General features: G+C 69.7%; 13 protein-coding genes, 1 tRNA gene and 1 other RNA gene. 4 read left to right on the forward strand and 11 right to left on the reverse strand.

Annotated elements, in window-relative coordinates:
- Positions 1 to 1,299 precede the first annotated feature (1,299 nt).
- Positions 1,300 to 1,372: transfer RNA gene (locus O7624_RS10935), tRNA-Ala, on the reverse strand.
- A gap of 90 nt (positions 1,373 to 1,462) precedes the next feature.
- Entirely contained in the window at positions 1,463 to 2,053 is a 591-nt protein-coding gene (locus O7624_RS10940; protein WP_093406609.1) for a YqgE/AlgH family protein, read from the reverse strand.
- Between the two features lie 280 nt (positions 2,054 to 2,333).
- On the opposite strand from O7624_RS10940, the gene mdlC reads away from it, so the two are divergent.
- Positions 2,334 to 3,929, forward strand: a complete 1,596-nt coding sequence (mdlC, locus tag O7624_RS10945; protein WP_282239931.1) for a benzoylformate decarboxylase — start codon at positions 2,334 to 2,336, stop codon at positions 3,927 to 3,929.
- 68 nt (positions 3,930 to 3,997) lie between these two features.
- Here mdlC and O7624_RS10950 read toward each other — a convergent pair whose 3' ends face one another.
- From O7624_RS10950 to pruA, 8 genes are all read right to left on the reverse strand, one after another.
- Complete coding sequence (locus O7624_RS10950; RefSeq protein ID WP_282239932.1) at positions 3,998 to 4,954, reverse strand: hypothetical protein; 957 nt, start codon at positions 4,952 to 4,954, stop codon at positions 3,998 to 4,000.
- Positions 4,955 to 5,129: 175 nt separating this feature from the next.
- Positions 5,130 to 5,505: a transfer-messenger RNA gene (gene ssrA / locus O7624_RS10955) on the reverse strand.
- Between the two features lie 105 nt (positions 5,506 to 5,610).
- Positions 5,611 to 6,090, reverse strand: coding sequence for an SsrA-binding protein SmpB (gene smpB, locus O7624_RS10960; RefSeq protein WP_093406601.1), 480 nt, complete (start codon positions 6,088 to 6,090; stop codon positions 5,611 to 5,613).
- A gap of 131 nt (positions 6,091 to 6,221) precedes the next feature.
- Positions 6,222 to 7,097 (reverse strand): permease-like cell division protein FtsX, encoded by an 876-nt coding sequence (gene ftsX, locus O7624_RS10965; protein ID WP_093406598.1) that lies wholly within the window; start codon positions 7,095 to 7,097, stop codon positions 6,222 to 6,224.
- A gap of 68 nt (positions 7,098 to 7,165) precedes the next feature.
- Positions 7,166 to 7,846: a cell division ATP-binding protein FtsE gene (gene ftsE / locus O7624_RS10970; protein WP_093406596.1), complete on the reverse strand. Its 681-nt coding sequence runs from the start codon at positions 7,844 to 7,846 to the stop codon at positions 7,166 to 7,168.
- Between the two features lie 118 nt (positions 7,847 to 7,964).
- Entirely contained in the window at positions 7,965 to 9,086 is a 1,122-nt protein-coding gene (gene prfB / locus O7624_RS10975) for a peptide chain release factor 2 (RefSeq protein ID WP_093406593.1), read from the reverse strand.
- 141 nt (positions 9,087 to 9,227) lie between these two features.
- Positions 9,228 to 9,743 carry a PadR family transcriptional regulator gene (locus O7624_RS10980; protein WP_093406591.1) on the reverse strand — a complete coding sequence of 172 codons (516 nt, stop codon included), beginning with the start codon at positions 9,741 to 9,743 and terminating at the stop codon, positions 9,228 to 9,230.
- Positions 9,744 to 9,955: 212 nt separating this feature from the next.
- Entirely contained in the window at positions 9,956 to 11,584 is a 1,629-nt protein-coding gene (pruA, locus tag O7624_RS10985; protein WP_282239933.1) for an L-glutamate gamma-semialdehyde dehydrogenase, read from the reverse strand.
- 283 nt (positions 11,585 to 11,867) lie between these two features.
- On the opposite strand from pruA, the gene O7624_RS10990 reads away from it, so the two are divergent.
- Positions 11,868 to 12,905: a hypothetical protein gene (locus O7624_RS10990; protein ID WP_282239934.1), complete on the forward strand. Its 1,038-nt coding sequence runs from the start codon at positions 11,868 to 11,870 to the stop codon at positions 12,903 to 12,905.
- A gap of 26 nt (positions 12,906 to 12,931) precedes the next feature.
- On the opposite strand, the gene O7624_RS10995 is transcribed toward O7624_RS10990, so the two are convergent.
- Complete coding sequence (locus tag O7624_RS10995; protein ID WP_282239935.1) at positions 12,932 to 13,450, reverse strand: hypothetical protein; 519 nt, start codon at positions 13,448 to 13,450, stop codon at positions 12,932 to 12,934.
- Positions 13,451 to 13,662: 212 nt separating this feature from the next.
- On the opposite strand from O7624_RS10995, the gene O7624_RS11000 reads away from it, so the two are divergent.
- Together O7624_RS11000 and O7624_RS11005 are read left to right on the forward strand one after the other, a co-directional pair.
- Positions 13,663 to 13,896: a helix-turn-helix domain-containing protein gene (locus O7624_RS11000; protein ID WP_210941021.1), complete on the forward strand. Its 234-nt coding sequence runs from the start codon at positions 13,663 to 13,665 to the stop codon at positions 13,894 to 13,896.
- 101 nt (positions 13,897 to 13,997) lie between these two features.
- Positions 13,998 to 14,678, forward strand: a complete 681-nt coding sequence (locus O7624_RS11005; RefSeq protein WP_282239936.1) for an Rv3235 family protein — start codon at positions 13,998 to 14,000, stop codon at positions 14,676 to 14,678.
- Positions 14,679 to 14,688 lie beyond the last annotated feature (10 nt).

The following is a 14,688-nucleotide window of genomic DNA, read 5'->3' on the forward strand; positions in this document are numbered from 1 at the left end:
GCACGTCCACTTCGAAGCCTGGTCACGTGACGCCCTCGTCTGCTCGTTCGCCATGAAGGCGGTGCCGGTAGAGACACTCGCAGCCGCGATCCCTGGACCGTCACCGATCCGTCACCACTCCCATCACGAGAACGTCCCACGCCCGTCCGACGATCATGGGCCACTGGGCTTGGACCGAGGCCCTACATCCGTGACTCGCTCTGGCCGACCGGCAGCCCACGTCGCTCACGGATTGCCTGCATCTCGTCCTTGAACCCACGGCGCTTCTCCTGCTCACGCGCGCCGTCCCCGCTCAGCTATGTCGGCGTGGCTGGGGAGCGCCGGGGCAAGGGCATCGAGGACCGTCTCACGGTCTACCACCGGGCAAGGCCGCCGTCAGCGGACTCGGCGAGGCAGCCCTCGACTGGGCCCTCGCTGACGTCGAGTGGCTACGTGAGCGAGTGGCTGAGGTAGAGGCGGGACACCCCCGGAGGGCGACCTCCTGGGCTCAAGAGGCCATCCATCACGCCGACCTTCACATCAGCTGGGCAACAACGCCTGACAGAGAAACCGCCGTCGCTGATCGTCGTCGACATCGAAGCCTTTACGTCCTCTACCCAGGCATGATTTGATGCTCGTGCCGAGCTGGTTACATCTTGAGTGAGCCCTTCACCGCACGACGCACTGGCGAGGACTGGCTGTTTCATCTGCTACCGCTCGGCCACACATCGGTTACTAGACCCTGGCGGAGTGGAAATGCGTCGCGCTGCAACGACACTGAGTGCTGCCCTGCTGATGTCATTCGCTCTACTTGTTCCTTCATCCGCAGCACAAGCCGACCCCTGTGGGGCCAGCAGCTGGACTGTCGGAGAAACCCAGTACCTCACCTACCGGAACTGCGGCTCAAGTTATACGTGGCGCAAGGGCCACATCGCCGGCTCGTGGGGCAGCTGCTTTTACATTGCCCCTGGCACAACCGACTACCTCAAGATTAAATACGCGCCCGACGGAAAGCTCCAATCCTGGGGCGTCGCTTGGTGCTGACCGGCCAGCACGGACAACGATGCAGAACATCGCCTCACCGCCGACGCGAACTCCGTCAGTACGCTCGACAGGACCAAGTCGGTCCCGGCGAAACTGAGACCACAAGCGGAACGCCCGGCCGGCCCTGACGGACCGACCGGGCGTTCTCGCTGTCAGGAGCGGTGGCGGCGGGATTTGAACCCGCGGAGATAGCTGTGGCTACTGCTTGGCTACTCTCCTCTACCGGAACGACGAAGGGCGCCCGCCATGTCCGACGAACGCCCTGATCGTGAAGGGTGGAGCCGAGGGGACTCGAACCCCTGACCCCCACACTGCCAGTGTGGTGCGCTACCAGCTGCGCCACGGCCCCTTGCTGTCGCACCCGGCTGCCCGGGCACTGGGAGAACTATACACACGCCCGCCGGCATGGTCATCTCGCGGGGGTGCCCGCAACGGCCGGTCAGTTCAGCGCCACGTCCGGCGGGAAGTGCGCGACCGCGGCCATCATGCCGCCCTGTCGGCGCAGCACCATCGGCCACAGATCATCAGGTCTGTCGACGAACGCGTCACCGGGCAGCGCGTCCAGCACGAACCAGGACCCGTCCTCGATCTCCTGTTCCAGCTGCCCGGTGCCCCAGCCCGCGTACCCGGCGAAGACCCGGATGCTCTGCACGTTCTCCCGTAGCCGCTGCGGGTCGACCGACAGGTCGAGCGTGCCCACCGCGCCGGAGACCTGGTGGAAGCCCTTGAGGCGGCGCACCGGCGGCCGCATGCGGGCCAGGCAGATCGCGGAGTCGGGCTGCACGGGGCCGCCCTCGAACAGCACCGCCGGGTGGCGCGCCAGGTCACCCCAGTCGCGCAGCACGTCGGCCACCGGCACCTCGGTGGCCCGGTTGAGCACCACACCGAGCGCGCCGCCGGGCTCGTGCGCGACCAGCAGCACGACGGTACGGTCGAAGTTCGGGTCTTTCAGCGCCGGTGTCGCCACCAGCAGCTTCCCGGTCATCGACTCCGTCGCCCGCCCGCCGATCGCCTGCCCCTCTCCCTGCATCACACGCACCCGTCAGTCGTGCACGGAAAGGCGGAACCGGTGACACTCGTCGACGGTGGGACCAACCGGTGACATCTGCGCTGTCATCGCCATGCCTGGCACCATAGCTTGCGCCCCCGATCCAGGCGAAGGTCTGACAGTCGGGTGATCGACAGACGGTCGGCTGGGCCGGGCGACGCGTCACCACCGAGGCGACCACGGCCAGTGCCGCCACGAAGCTGAGTCGCAGCAGCGGCGAAAAGCTCTTTACTCCCGAGTTGCCCCGATACATTCAGAAGTGATGGCAACGGTCCGCGACACCACCTACGACCTGCTCCGGGCCCTGGGCATGACCACCGTCTTCGGCAACCCCGGCTCCACCGAGGAGCCGTTCCTGCACGCCTTTCCCGACGACTTCCACTACGTGCTCGCGCTGCACGAGGCGTCGGCGGTGGGCATGGCCGATGGGTACGCGCAGGTCACCGGGGCGCCGGCGCACGTCAACCTGCACACGGCACCGGGTACCGGCAATGCCATGGGCAACATCGTCACCGCCTGGCACAACCGGACCCCACTGATCGTCACCGCCGGCCAGCAGACCCGGGAGATGCTGCTGCTCGAACCCCGACTCACCGCCCGCCATCCCACCGAGCTTCCCCAGCCCTACGTCAAGTGGGCCCACGAGCCGGTCCGGGCCCAGGACGTCCCGGCGGCGCTCATGCGGGCGTACGCGACCGCGATCCAGCCGCCGACCGGGCCCGTCTTCCTCTCGCTTCCGCTGGACGACTGGGCACAGCCCGCCGATCCGCCTCCGCAGGCCCGCACGGTGGCCACCCGGTTCGCTCCCGACCCGGAGCGGCTGCGCGAATTTGCCGCGGCACTGGCGACGAGCCGATCACCGGCCCTGGTGTTCGGGGCCGCCGTGGACCGGGCCGGCGCCTGGGCGGCCGGGGTAGCGCTCGCGGAGCGGCTGGTCGCCCCGGTCTGGTCGGCGCCCGCGCCCGAGCGGACCGCCTTTCCCGAGAATCACCCGCATTTCCAGGGGGTGCTGCCCTTCGCGATCGGCCCGTTGGCCGAGCAGCTCCGGGGGCACGACACCGTACTGGTGGTCGGTGCCCCGGTGTTCCGGTACTACCCGCACGTGCCCGGTGAGACCTTGCCGGACGGTGCCCGGCTGCTGCACGTCACCGACGATCCCGAGGAGGCGGCCCGGGCACCGATCGGCGACAGCCTCCTCGGCGATGCCGGCCTCACCCTGGCCGCGCTTACCGAACTCATGCCACCGGCGGACCGGCCGCCACCGCCCGCCCGGCCCGCACCGTCGCCGGTGGAGGATTCGGTTCCGCTCAGCGCCGACGCACTCTTCGCCGCACTGGCCCGGCACTGGCCTACGGACGGCGTGCTGGTGCAGGAGTCTCCGTCCAACCTGTCGGCGTTGCGTCGCCGGCTGCGGTTCGACACTCCCGGGTCGTACTTCACGATGGCCAGCGGAGGTCTCGGCTACGGCCTGCCGGCGGCCGTCGGCATCGCCTTGGCGCAGCGGGACACCGGCCGGCACCGGCCGGTGATCGCGGTGATCGGCGACGGCTCGTTCCACTACTCGGTCCAGGCGCTCTGGACCGCCAGCCAGTTGCGGTTGCCGCTGGTGGTAGTCGTACCGGTCAACCAGCAGTACGCGATCCTCAAGGCGTTCGCCGAACTCAAGCAGACGCCGGGGGTACCCGGGCTGGATCTGCCCGGCATCGACGTCACGGCGATAGCCCGCGGTTACGGGTGCGCCACCACGGTGGTCGACGGTCCCGATCAGCTCGGCGAGGCGCTGGCCATCGCGCTCCGGGCCGACGGGCCGACGGTGCTGCCGGTGCCGATCCGCACCGACGTGCCGCCGATCCTCTGAACCCGGGTGAGAGACGAGACAGCGTAGGCCGACGCCGTCCCGGGACCGGACGGCGTCGGCCGGCACGGTCAGCCAGCGGCGAAGCGCAGCGGCGTCGCGTTGACCACGTCGAGGACCGGACGGGCACCCAGTGGCGCTCGCAGTGTCACCGCGACCGGTTCCAGCCTGAGCATGTCGTCGCAGACGCCGGTGCTCCGCACCACCGTGCCGCCGACCACGACCACGTGGTCGTGTTCCTGTACCAGCGGGGTGATCCCGGTGTCGCAGCTACCGACACCGAGCCGGAAGTTCAGCGTCGTACCGTCGACCGATTCGATGTCCTGCGCGCTGACCAGGTCCTGCGGCGCGGGCGCGGACGGCGCGACCGGCTCGGGCAGTGCGCCGACGGCCTCGGGTGCGACCGCGACCCGGGCCACCACGGCGTCGATCTCCTCGATGGTGAACAGCCACGCTGGCACCTGCGCCTCACCCCGGCTGGTGTGCACCGGCGCGGAACCCAGTTCGACGTTGGTGACGGTGAGTGGGATGCAGGCGGCCTGTGGCTCGCTGCTCACCGGGGCGTCCGGGGCGTCCGGCCCGTCCGGCGGGTTGGCCGGAGGCGGCGTACCCGGGTCCTTCGGCCGCCCGGCGCAGGGCGGCGGGTCGCCCTGGTCGAGCTGCCGGTACGCCTCGGCCGCGGTGATCAGTGGTACCCGCAGTTCGTCATCGGGGAAGCGGATGCTGCCGTCGTCTGGCCGCCGAGGTGGCAACGGCACCTGCTCCCGGTACCAGCCGGCATTGAAGGCGAGCTTGGTCTCGTCGGTGAACTCGGGGTCGCCGACGAGCACCGTGGGCTCCTGAAGCGGCACGTAGCCGGTGCTCCACGCCGCGCCCGGGCGCCATGCCTGCGCGACCGCCGTGGCGCGCTGCTCGAACACCTCGTGATGGTCGGTCGGTAGACCCGGGCCGGTCGGCTCGGTGCCCGCCTCGGCACAACCGGCCATCATCAGCAGTGGCAGACCCAACAGGGCGAGAACGCGACGCATACCGATTTGACGGCGTTGTCCCCCGGCTGGTTCCCGTGCCCCGCGATGCCGGCGGTCAACCTCGCCGGCCTCCGCGTCGCCCGGCGGGCCGTCCCGGGCACCGCCGACGCCGACCGACCGGGGTCGGGCACAACGACTGCGCGCCCCGGTCGAGTGACCGGGGCGCGCAGTCAGGTGGTGGAGGTGCCGGGAATCGAACCCGGGTCCTTCGCCGCCTTGTCAGGGCTTCTCCGAGCGCAGCTCGCTGTGCCTCTACTCGGCCCCTCCGATCACGCGAGCGAGTCGGTGTGACGGGCCCAGTCGCTGATTGATCTCGCCGCACGGACCCCGCGACCGGGTCCGGTTGGCCAGCCTTCTAGCTGATGCCGGCTAACTGGGTCGAAGGCGCTCCCAGGCCGACAGACTTGCTACTCGCCTCAGGCGGCGAGAGCGAAGTCAGCGCGATTGTTCTTGGCGCTTATTGGTTTCCGACGAACGATTCTCGAGACGACGTCGGCTTCCTCGGCTCGCTTCCCCTGCCGCAACGTACGAAGTCGAAACCAGTCACCCCCTCGGCAGGCCACCGATGTCCGGTGGCTCTGACAAGACTAACGCCTGCCGCAATCGGATTCATCCCGAGCCCGGAGCGGCGCGCCGGATGGGACGAACCGGATAAATCAGTCGTTCATCCCCTTACCTCGCCGGCCCACCGCCCGTTGGATCTCCCGGTCGGCGTCCCGCTTGGCGAGGTCCTGGCGCTTGTCGTACGCCTTCTTGCCCTTGGCGAGGCCGATCTCCACCTTGGCCCAGCCGTCGGAGAAGTAGACCTGGAGCGGCACCAGGGTCAGCCCGCTCTCCCGGAGCTTGCCGATCAGCCGGTCGATCTCCAGCCGCTTGAGCAGCAGTTTCCGGGTACGCCGGGGCTCATGGTTGGTCCAGGTGCCCTGCACGTACTCGGGGATGTGCATGCTGTGCAGGTAAAGCTCGCCGTCCCGCTCCTGAGCGAACGCGTCGACCAGCGAGGCCCGCCCGGCCCGCAGCGACTTCACTTCGGTGCCGGTCAGCGCCATGCCCGCCTCGTACGTGTCGAGGATGGCGTAGTCGTGACGCGCCTTCTTGTTGGAGGCGACGACCTTGCGCCCCTTTTCCCGTGGCATCGCCGCGCCACCTCCTTTCCTTGCCGCCCGTGACCGACCTGGCCGGCCGCCGAGCGGAGATCATGCTACCCGAACGACAAGGGCCCTTCCGCGCCGTTTATTCCGGCGTGGAAGGGCCCTTGGTCGACGAACTAGACCCGCAGGTAGAAGCGGAGCGTGACCCAGGCGGTGACCGCGCTGATCAGACCGCCGACGCCGGCCATCACCGGGAAGGTCAGGAACACCTCGCCCCAGCTCACCGGCGCGAAGAGACCCTGTAGGGCGCTGAGCGCACCGTCGAAGAGGAATATCTTGAGCGCGATCAGCGCGCCGAGGCCCAGGATCGAGCCGATCAGGCCGGCGACCACCGCCTCCAGCACGAACGGCGCCTGGATGAACCAGTTCGACGCGCCGACCAGCTTCATGACCGCGACCTCACGCCGCTTGCTGTACGCGGCGACCTGGATGGTGTTGGCAACCAGCAGCAGCGCGGCGATCGCCATCGCGACCGCGGCGACCAGCGCGATGTTCTGCCCGGCGGTGAAGAGGTTGAAAATCTTGTCGAGCACCTGACTCTGGTCGACGACCTGGTCGACCCCCTCGACCGAGGTGTACTGGTCGGAGATGGTCTTGTACTCCTCCGGGTTCACCAGCTTGAGCCGGTACGACTCCGGCAGCTGGTCCGCCTTGACCGCGCTGAGCAGGTCCGGCGAGTCCCGGAACATCTCCTGGAAGCGCTGGAAGGCCTCGTCCTTGTTGACGTACGTGACCTGCGAGACCAGCGGATCGGACTCCAACTGCGTGGCGAGCGCGCTGCGCTGCTCGTCCGTCACCTCGGCGTCCAGGAAGATCGAGACCTCGATGTTCTCGAAGTACAGCTGCTTCATGTCGGCGACCTTGGTGTAGATCAGGCCGCTGGCACCGAGCATGGTCAGCGAGACCGCCATCGTGATGATCATCGCGATGGTCATGGTCACGTTGCGCCACAGTCCGACCAGTACCTCGGACATGACGTATTTCATCCGCATCGGGATTTCCTCCGGCTCTCCGGCGTGAGGTGTTCGTCGTCAGATCGGGGTGCGATGGGTAGGTACCGTCACCCGTAGACGCCGCGGGCCTGGTCGCGAACGATACGGCCGCTCTCGATCTCGATGACGCGGCGGCGCATCTGGTTCACGATGTTGGAGTCGTGCGTGACCATCACGACGGTGGTGCCGGTGCGGTTGATCCGGTCCAGCAGGCGCATGATCTCGATGGAGGTGTCCGGGTCCAGGTTTCCGGTCGGCTCGTCCGCCAGCAGGATCAACGGACGGTTCACGAACGCCCGGGCCACCGCGACGCGCTGCTGCTCACCACCGGAGAGCTCGTGCGGGTAGCGGTGCTCCTTGCCACCGAGGCCGACCAGTTCCAGCACCTCCGGCACGACCCGGCGGGCCACCGCCTTGGTCTTGCCGATCACCTCCAGCGCGAAGGCCACGTTCTCGTACGCGGTGCGGTTGGGCAGCAGCCGGAAGTCCTGGAAGACACAGCCGATCGAGCGGCGGAAGTGCGGGCGCTTCCAGGACCGCATCGACGTGACGTCCTTGCCGTTGACGACGACGCGTCCCTTGTTGGGGACCACCTCGTGCAGCAGCATCTTGACGATGGTCGACTTGCCGGAGCCGGATGGGCCGATGAAGAAGACGAACTCGCCCTTGTCGATCGACACGGACACGTTGTCGAGCGAAGGCCGCGACGCCTTCGGGTACGTCTTCGTCACTTGCTCAAGCTGAATCACGGGTGGTGAGTCTACGCCGTGTAACTGTCGTGCCAAGTCCCACGCCCCGCCGTTGCGCGGCAAGTCATCAAATCAGCACGTCAGGTGGAGATCGACGGCGCGCTCCGCCCACGATCGATCACGCACGGTCGCCGGCCAGTTGCTGCTGCTTGCGCCACCGGATCCCCGCCTCGATGAAGGAGTCCAGGTCACCGTCGAAGACCGACGACGGGTTGCCGGTCTCCTGCTCGGTCCGCAGATCCTTCACCATCTGATACGGGTGCAGCACGTACGAACGCATCTGGTCGCCCCACGACCCGGCCGCGTCGGTCTTGAGCCCCTGGAGCTTCGCCTGCTCCTCCTGGCGCTTGCGCTCCAGCAGCCGGGCCTGGAGCACCCGCAGCGCGGAGGCCTTGTTCTGCAACTGGGACTTCTCGTTCTGGCAGGTCACCACGATGCCGGTCGGGATGTGGGTGATCCGTACCGCCGAGTCGGTGGTGTTGACGCTCTGCCCGCCCGGGCCCGAGGAGCGGTAGACGTCGACCCGCATCTCGTTCTCGGGGATGTCGATGTGGTCGGTCTGCTCCACCACCGGCAGCACCTCGACCCCGGCGAAGCTGGTCTGCCGCCGCCCCTGGTTGTCGAACGGGCTGATCCGCACCAGCCGGTGGGTGCCGGACTCCACGCTGAGCGTGCCGTACGCGTACGGGACCTTGACCGTGAAGGTGGCCGACTTCAGACCGGCCTCCTCGGCGTACGAGGTCTCGTAGACCTCGGTCGGGTAGCCGTGCCGCTCGGCCCAGCGCAGGTACATCCGCAGCAGCATCTCGGCGAAGTCGGCCGCGTCCACACCACCGGCGCCGGCCCGGATGGCCACCAGCGCCTCCCGGGAGTCGTACTCGCCGGACAGCAGCGTGCGGACCTCCATCTCCTGGATGGCCTTGGTCAGCCCGGCGATCTCGGTCTCGACCTCGGTGAGCACCCCCGAGTCGGACTCCGCCTCGGCCAGTTCCAGCAGCACGTGCGCGTCGTCCAGCCGCGAGCGCAGGCTGCCGAGCTTGTCGATCTCGCCGTTGACGTACGACAGCTGCGAGGTCACCTGTTGGGCGCGGGCCTGGTCGTCCCAGAGATCCGGGGCGGATGCCTCCTGCTCCAGGCGGGCCTTGTCCGCGCGGAGACGGTCGAGGTCGAGCACCGCCTCGATGTTGCGCAGGGTGGCGTCGAGTTCCTTGAGCTGTTCGGCGAAGTCGGCAGCGGTCACGACAGACAAGGGTACTGCTCGGACGAGGAGTGAGCTTGCGAGCCCCGCAGTCCGATGCCAAACAAACCCAGCTCGGACGAGGAGTGAGCTTGCGAGCCCCGCAGTCAGAGCCAAACAAAACCAGCTCGGACCGGCCCAGGGTCAGCCGGTGGCGGCGCTCTTGAGCCAGGACAGGGCGGCCCGGTGGTACGCCACGGCGAATTCCAGCGCGCTCGCGTCGTACGTGTCGCCTTCCTTCTTGGCGTTCTTGACCTGCTCGCGGACCCGGGCCAACGCGTCGGTGTGGTACTCGTTGGCAGCGGCCTGGAGGTTCTTCAGCTGGCTCGGGGAGTGCAGGTTCCCGAAGGCGATGCGCAGGGCGATCGGGTTGCGGATGGTGTCCCGCCCCGGATCCTCGGCCAGCCAGCGGGAAAAAGTCCGTTTCCCGGCTGCCGTGATCGCGTACGGCTGACTCATCCGCGGCCCGGGCTTACCCAACCGGACGAAACCTCGCTCGGCCAGCACCGGCAACTCCCGGTAGACCTGGCTTCGGGTCATCGACCAGTACGGCGCCAGTCGGCGCTCGGCGGCGGCCATCAACTGGCCACCTGTCATGGGACCCTCGTGGAGCAGCCCGAGCAGGGCCGCCGCCGTGGGGTTCACTCCGGATTCCGCCATGCCCATTACGCTGCCACTTTGCCGGGCCGGCGTCCAGGATTTCCCCTTTTCGCCACCGATCGGGGTTTCCTATGTGCACTGTCGGCGCGCGACGGTCCACCCAAGCCACCCGCGTGCCGGAGGCAGGGCAGGATCCCCCTCCCCACGAGCGAGGCGTGCGGAGGGGCCCCCTCCTGCACACGAGGCGTCAGGAGGGGCCCCTTCGTTACATCTCAGCCCATGTGCGGGTAGCTGTGGTCGGTCGGGGGGACGAACGTTTCCTTGATCGTCCGGGGGGACATCCAGCGGACCAGGTTGTGCCAGGAGCCGGCCTTGTCGTTGGTGCCGCTGGCCCGGGCGCCGCCGAACGGCTGCTGACCGACGACAGCGCCGGTCGGCTTGTCGTTGATGTAGAAGTTGCCGGCCGCGTACCGCATCTTCTCGGCCACCGCGTCGACCACCCGCCGATCGGTGGCGAAGATCGACCCGGTGAGTGCGTACGGAGCGATGGCCTCGGCCTGTGTGACCACCTCGTCGAAGCGGGCGTCGTCGAAGACGTGCACGCCGAGGATCGGGCCGAAGTACTCGGTGGTGAACGTCTCGTGTGCCGGGTCGCCGCACTCGAAGATGGTCGGGCGGACGAACCAGCCGACCGAGTCGTCGGAGGTGCCACCGGCGATGATCCGGCAGCTGTCGTCGGAGGAGATCAGCTCCAGTGCAGCGGTGTGCCGGGCGTACGCCTTGTCGTCGATGACCGCGCCGCCGAAGTTGCGGAAGTCGGTCACGTCGCCGTAGGCCAGCCCGTCGGCGGTCGCGGCGAGCCGGTCACGCAGGCCCCCCTCCCAGAGCGAGCGCGGAACGTACGCGCGGGAGGCCGCCGAGCACTTCTGCCCCTGGTACTCGAAGGCACCCCGGATCAGCGCCGTGTGCAGCGCGTCGACGTCGGCGCTGGTGTGCGCGACCACGAAGTCCTTGCCGCCGGTCTCGCCGACCAGCCTGGGGTAGCCCCGGTAGCCGGCGATGTTCTCCCCGACCGTGCGCCAGAGGTGCTGGAAGACCTTGGTGGACCCGGTGAAGTGGATGCCGGCCAGGTCGGGGTCGGCCAGCACCACATCGGAGACCTCTTCGCCCCGGCCGGTCACCATGTTGATCACGCCGGGCGGTAGGCCGGCCGCCTCGAACAGGCGCATTGTGAAGTGTGCGGCGAACTGCTGGGTCGGGCCCGGCTTCCAGACCACCGTGTTGCCGAGCAGGGCCGGCGCCGAGGGCAGGTTTCCGGCGATGGCGGTGAAGTTGAACGGGGTGACCGCGTAGACGAAACCCTCAAGCGGCCGGTGGTCGAAGCGGTTCCACACGCCGGGCGACGACATCGGCTGCTCGGCCAGCAGCTTGCGGGCGAAGTGCACGTTGAAGCGCAGGAAGTCGATGAACTCGCAGGCCGAGTCGATCTCGGCCTGCACGGCGGTCTTCGACTGGCCGAGCATGGTGGCCGCATTCAGGGTGTCCCGCCACGGTCCGGAGAGCAGTTCGGCGGCGCGAAGGAAGATCGCGGCACGCTCTTCGAAGGGCAGCGTGCGCCAGCCCGGCGCGGCGTCCTTGGCGGCCTTGACGGCCGCCCGCGCGTCGTCGTGGGTGGCGTGCCCGGTCATCCCGAGCACGTGCGCGTGCCGATGCGGCTGCACCACCTGGATCGGGTCACCACCGGCCATCCGCTGCTCGCCCGCGATGGTCATCGGCAGGTCGATGCGCTCGGCGGCCAGTTCGGTGAGCCTGCGCTGAAGACGTTCACGATCGGTGCTGCCCGGCTCGTAGCTGCGCACCGGTTCGTTACGTGGCTCGGGTACGGAGAACACGGCGTCCATCAGGGCTCCTGGCGATCTCGACGGCGGTGGCGAAACCGGCCCCGGGGTGGCGGGACCTGCGCCAATCCTCCCACGCCCAGCATCGGTCGAGCACACCCCGGCCACTCCCCGACCATTGATCACGAGGCGGTTCACGTTCCCCGGGATGGATTCGTACCCGAACGAGATATCTGACCGAAGAAATGCAGGCCGTGCAGGCTTCGGGCGCACGCCTGTTCCGGCCGCGTACGCTGGGTTGCCGTGACGTTCCGGCCCGGTCGGGCCCGGCGGCGAGAGGGAGACCATGAGCAACGAGCCCGGTGGGCCGACCGCTGCGCAGCCCGACCAGTCCGACGCCGTCGACCCGGGCGCGGACGACCGGTCCGAGGCCACCGGCCCCGACGCGGACGACCAGTCCGGAGCTGCCGGCAACCATCTCGATGCAGGCCGCCCGGCACCCGCACCGGCGACGACGGCGCTGGCGCTGTTGGCGACCGGTTGGCTGGCCGCGATGCTCTGGTCGACCCGGGAGGCGATCAGTTCGGCGACGGCCGGGGTCACCGCGGTCAGTCTCTCCGCCTTCGCGCTGCCCGGCGTGATCTCGGCCGCGTTGGTGGCCGGCGCCGCCGTCGGGTTGGCGGCCGGGGAGCCGGTTGCCCGCCGGACCGAACGGGTGACGCTGCGCTTCGCGGTGGCGATCGGCGCCGGCCTGCTCGTCGGCCTGCTCGCCGCGCTCGCGATCGATCTCAGCTACGCGGGTGACGTCACCACCCGCACGATCGCCGGCACCACGGCCGCCGCGGCCGTCATCGGCGGCGCGCTCGCCGGGGCCCGCAACGGTGCCGTGGTGGGTGCCGTGGCCGCCGCCGCGCTGGGCACCCTTATCTTCGTGGTGGCCTTCAGCGTGGCCCGGGATCCGCTGTTCAACCTCTTCGGCGCCGGCGACAGCCAGCAGTCGCTGGTCAACGCGGCCAGCTGGGTCTCCCGGACCGAGTCCCTGCTGGCCGGTCTCATCGCCGGTGGACTGGCCTTCGGCTACCTCACCTGGGCCCGGCGACGAGCCGTACGCGACGGCGGTGCGGCGGAACCGCGCTGGCCGGCGTACCTGGTGGCGGGTGCGGGACCGGGTCTCCTGCTCCTGCTCAGCGAAGTGATCATCCGGATCGGTGGACGGTCGCTGATCGACCTGGCCGCCGCGCTCAGCGAGGCGGACGCGGTCGCGCAGACCTCACTCGGCACCTCACGGGTGGACAACGCCATCTGGGTGCTGTTCGTCGGCGCGCTGACCGCCGTGGTCAGTTTCGGCCGTACGCTCGGCGCGCCGGCCGACGACGAGGCGTAGCCGGGGCCGGGTGCCCCGGACAGCGGTCAGCCTTCCGTGGCCGTGGCGCGCAGCAGCGACTCCAGTTCGCTGGGGTCGTACCACTCCAGTTCATGGTCCTCGGCACCGTCGACGGTGAACTGGGCGTCGGGGTCGCCGGCCAACGCCTCCAGCACCATCTGGACGGCGGCGGCGACGTCGGTGGCGGCGTCCACCCCGTCCACGTGCACGGCCGCGACGGCCGCGACCGGCACCGGGGCCCGCAGCTCGACCACGCTGGAGCCAAGTTCTCCGTCGCCCCGGCCGATCGCCGTCGCGGGCAGGTCCGCCGAGACGACCACCCGTCGACGGGGTGCGGCCGGGTCGTGCCGGATCAGTTGCAGGGCGTCCTGGGCGGCGCGGGTGAAGGCGACGTACTCCAACTCCTCCTCGTCGCCTTCCGCATACCACTCGCGTAGCGTCGGGGTCACCGCGTGCGCCTGCGTCGCGGCGAGGCCGTGCTCCGGCAGCCTGGCCAGCATCGGCACGGTCGCCGGCACGTAGACCCGGACAAGCTCGTCGGTCACCGTGGTCTCCCCCGCTCTGCTCCGCCCGGCGACGACACGCCGGGCCCGGCGTCCGGCCCTGCCCGTCCGCCCTGACCGTCATACACCCCGCATCGCCTTCGTGGAAGTTCCGTCGACCGGCCGGTGTGTCCCGCCGGGTCGCCGGGCGGATTGGTCGGGAGGCGGCTGCCGGTGGCAAACTGAGGCGAACGACGTCAACCCGGGGAGTTTCGGTGGAACCGAGGTTCCTGCTCCTGTCCGACGTGGCCACCGAGCTGAACGTGTCGGACTCGCAGGTCTACCACATGGTACGCAGCGGCGAGCTGCCCGCGATCAAGATCGGCGGCCGGGGGCAGTGGCGCGTGGAGCGGGCCCGCCTGGAGGAGTACATCCAGCGCAAGTACGCCGAGACCGCCGAGTGGGTACGCGGCAACCCGTTGGCGGAACGCGACCCCGACGAACGGTAGGACAGGGCACGCCATTGACCGCCGGCTCTGCCATGCCCGACAATCGAAGCTGTCGAAGGCAAACGAAGGCAAACGCAAGCTTCATGGCAGGGGGCAGCGCGATGACCGACCTCCGGCGACCCGGGCCGGCGCGCCCACCCGTGCGGCTGCGGCCGGCGCCCGCCTTCGAGCCGCCCTCCGTCGACGAGGACACCACCGGTTGGCCCCGACCGACCGACGGCCAACTGGCCCTCGACCTCTTCGCCGCCGCCCGGCACTGGCCCGGAGGCCGTGGCCCGGACCGGCCACCGCCGCCGTGGGCGGCCTCGCGCTCCGGCAGCCGGCCGGTCGCGCCGGGGGTGCCGTGGTCGGCTGAGCCCGCCCTGCCCACCGGATCCGGGCCGGCCGGGCCCGGCCACGCGTCGGTCCGGCACCTGCCGGCCGGGGCCCTGACCACAGCCACCCCGGCAGCCACCCGGGTCGCCCACCGCTTCGTCGCCACCTGCCTGGAGGTGTTCAACGGCTTCCGGCCGCCGGTGCAGCTACGGCGTCAGCTTGACCCGGCTCGGGTCACCGTGCTGCTGCCCGAGCTGGCCCGGGCCACCGCTCACGGGGCACCGGCCCGACGGCGTTCCGCGCGACCCGGGATACGGCTGCGTCGACTGCGCGTCTGCGAGCCCCGCTCCAGCGCCATCGAGGCCGCCGCCGTGCTCACCGGTGCCGGTGGTCGCAGTTGGGCGATGGCGCTGCGCCTGGAGCAGCGGCGCGGCAACTGGCTCTGCACCGACCTGCGGGTTCTCTGAACGACCCGCC

This window comes from Verrucosispora sp. WMMD1129, from assembly GCF_029581255.1.
GTDB classification, from domain to species: Bacteria; Actinomycetota; Actinomycetes; order Mycobacteriales; family Micromonosporaceae; genus Micromonospora; species Micromonospora sediminimaris.

Coding starts and splice junctions, on each gene's coding strand:
- O7624_RS10950 (WP_282239932.1), bottom strand. CDS start 4,954: ATGCGTCGCGTTCTCGCCCTGTTGGGTCTGCCACTGCTGATGATGGCC.
- smpB (WP_093406601.1), bottom strand. CDS start 6,090: ATGCCACGGGAAAAGGGGCGCAAGGTCGTCGCCTCCAACAAGAAGGCG.
- O7624_RS11005 (WP_282239936.1), top strand. CDS start 13,998: ATGACCGACCTCCGGCGACCCGGGCCGGCGCGCCCACCCGTGCGGCTG.
- O7624_RS10980 (WP_093406591.1), bottom strand. CDS start 9,743: ATGGCGGAATCCGGAGTGAACCCCACGGCGGCGGCCCTGCTCGGGCTG.
- pruA (WP_282239933.1), bottom strand. CDS start 11,584: ATGGACGCCGTGTTCTCCGTACCCGAGCCACGTAACGAACCGGTGCGC.
- mdlC (WP_282239931.1), top strand. CDS start 2,334: ATGGCAACGGTCCGCGACACCACCTACGACCTGCTCCGGGCCCTGGGC.
- O7624_RS10990 (WP_282239934.1), top strand. CDS start 11,868: ATGAGCAACGAGCCCGGTGGGCCGACCGCTGCGCAGCCCGACCAGTCC.
- ftsX (WP_093406598.1), bottom strand. CDS start 7,097: ATGCGGATGAAATACGTCATGTCCGAGGTACTGGTCGGACTGTGGCGC.
- O7624_RS10940 (WP_093406609.1), bottom strand. CDS start 2,053: ATGCAGGGAGAGGGGCAGGCGATCGGCGGGCGGGCGACGGAGTCGATG.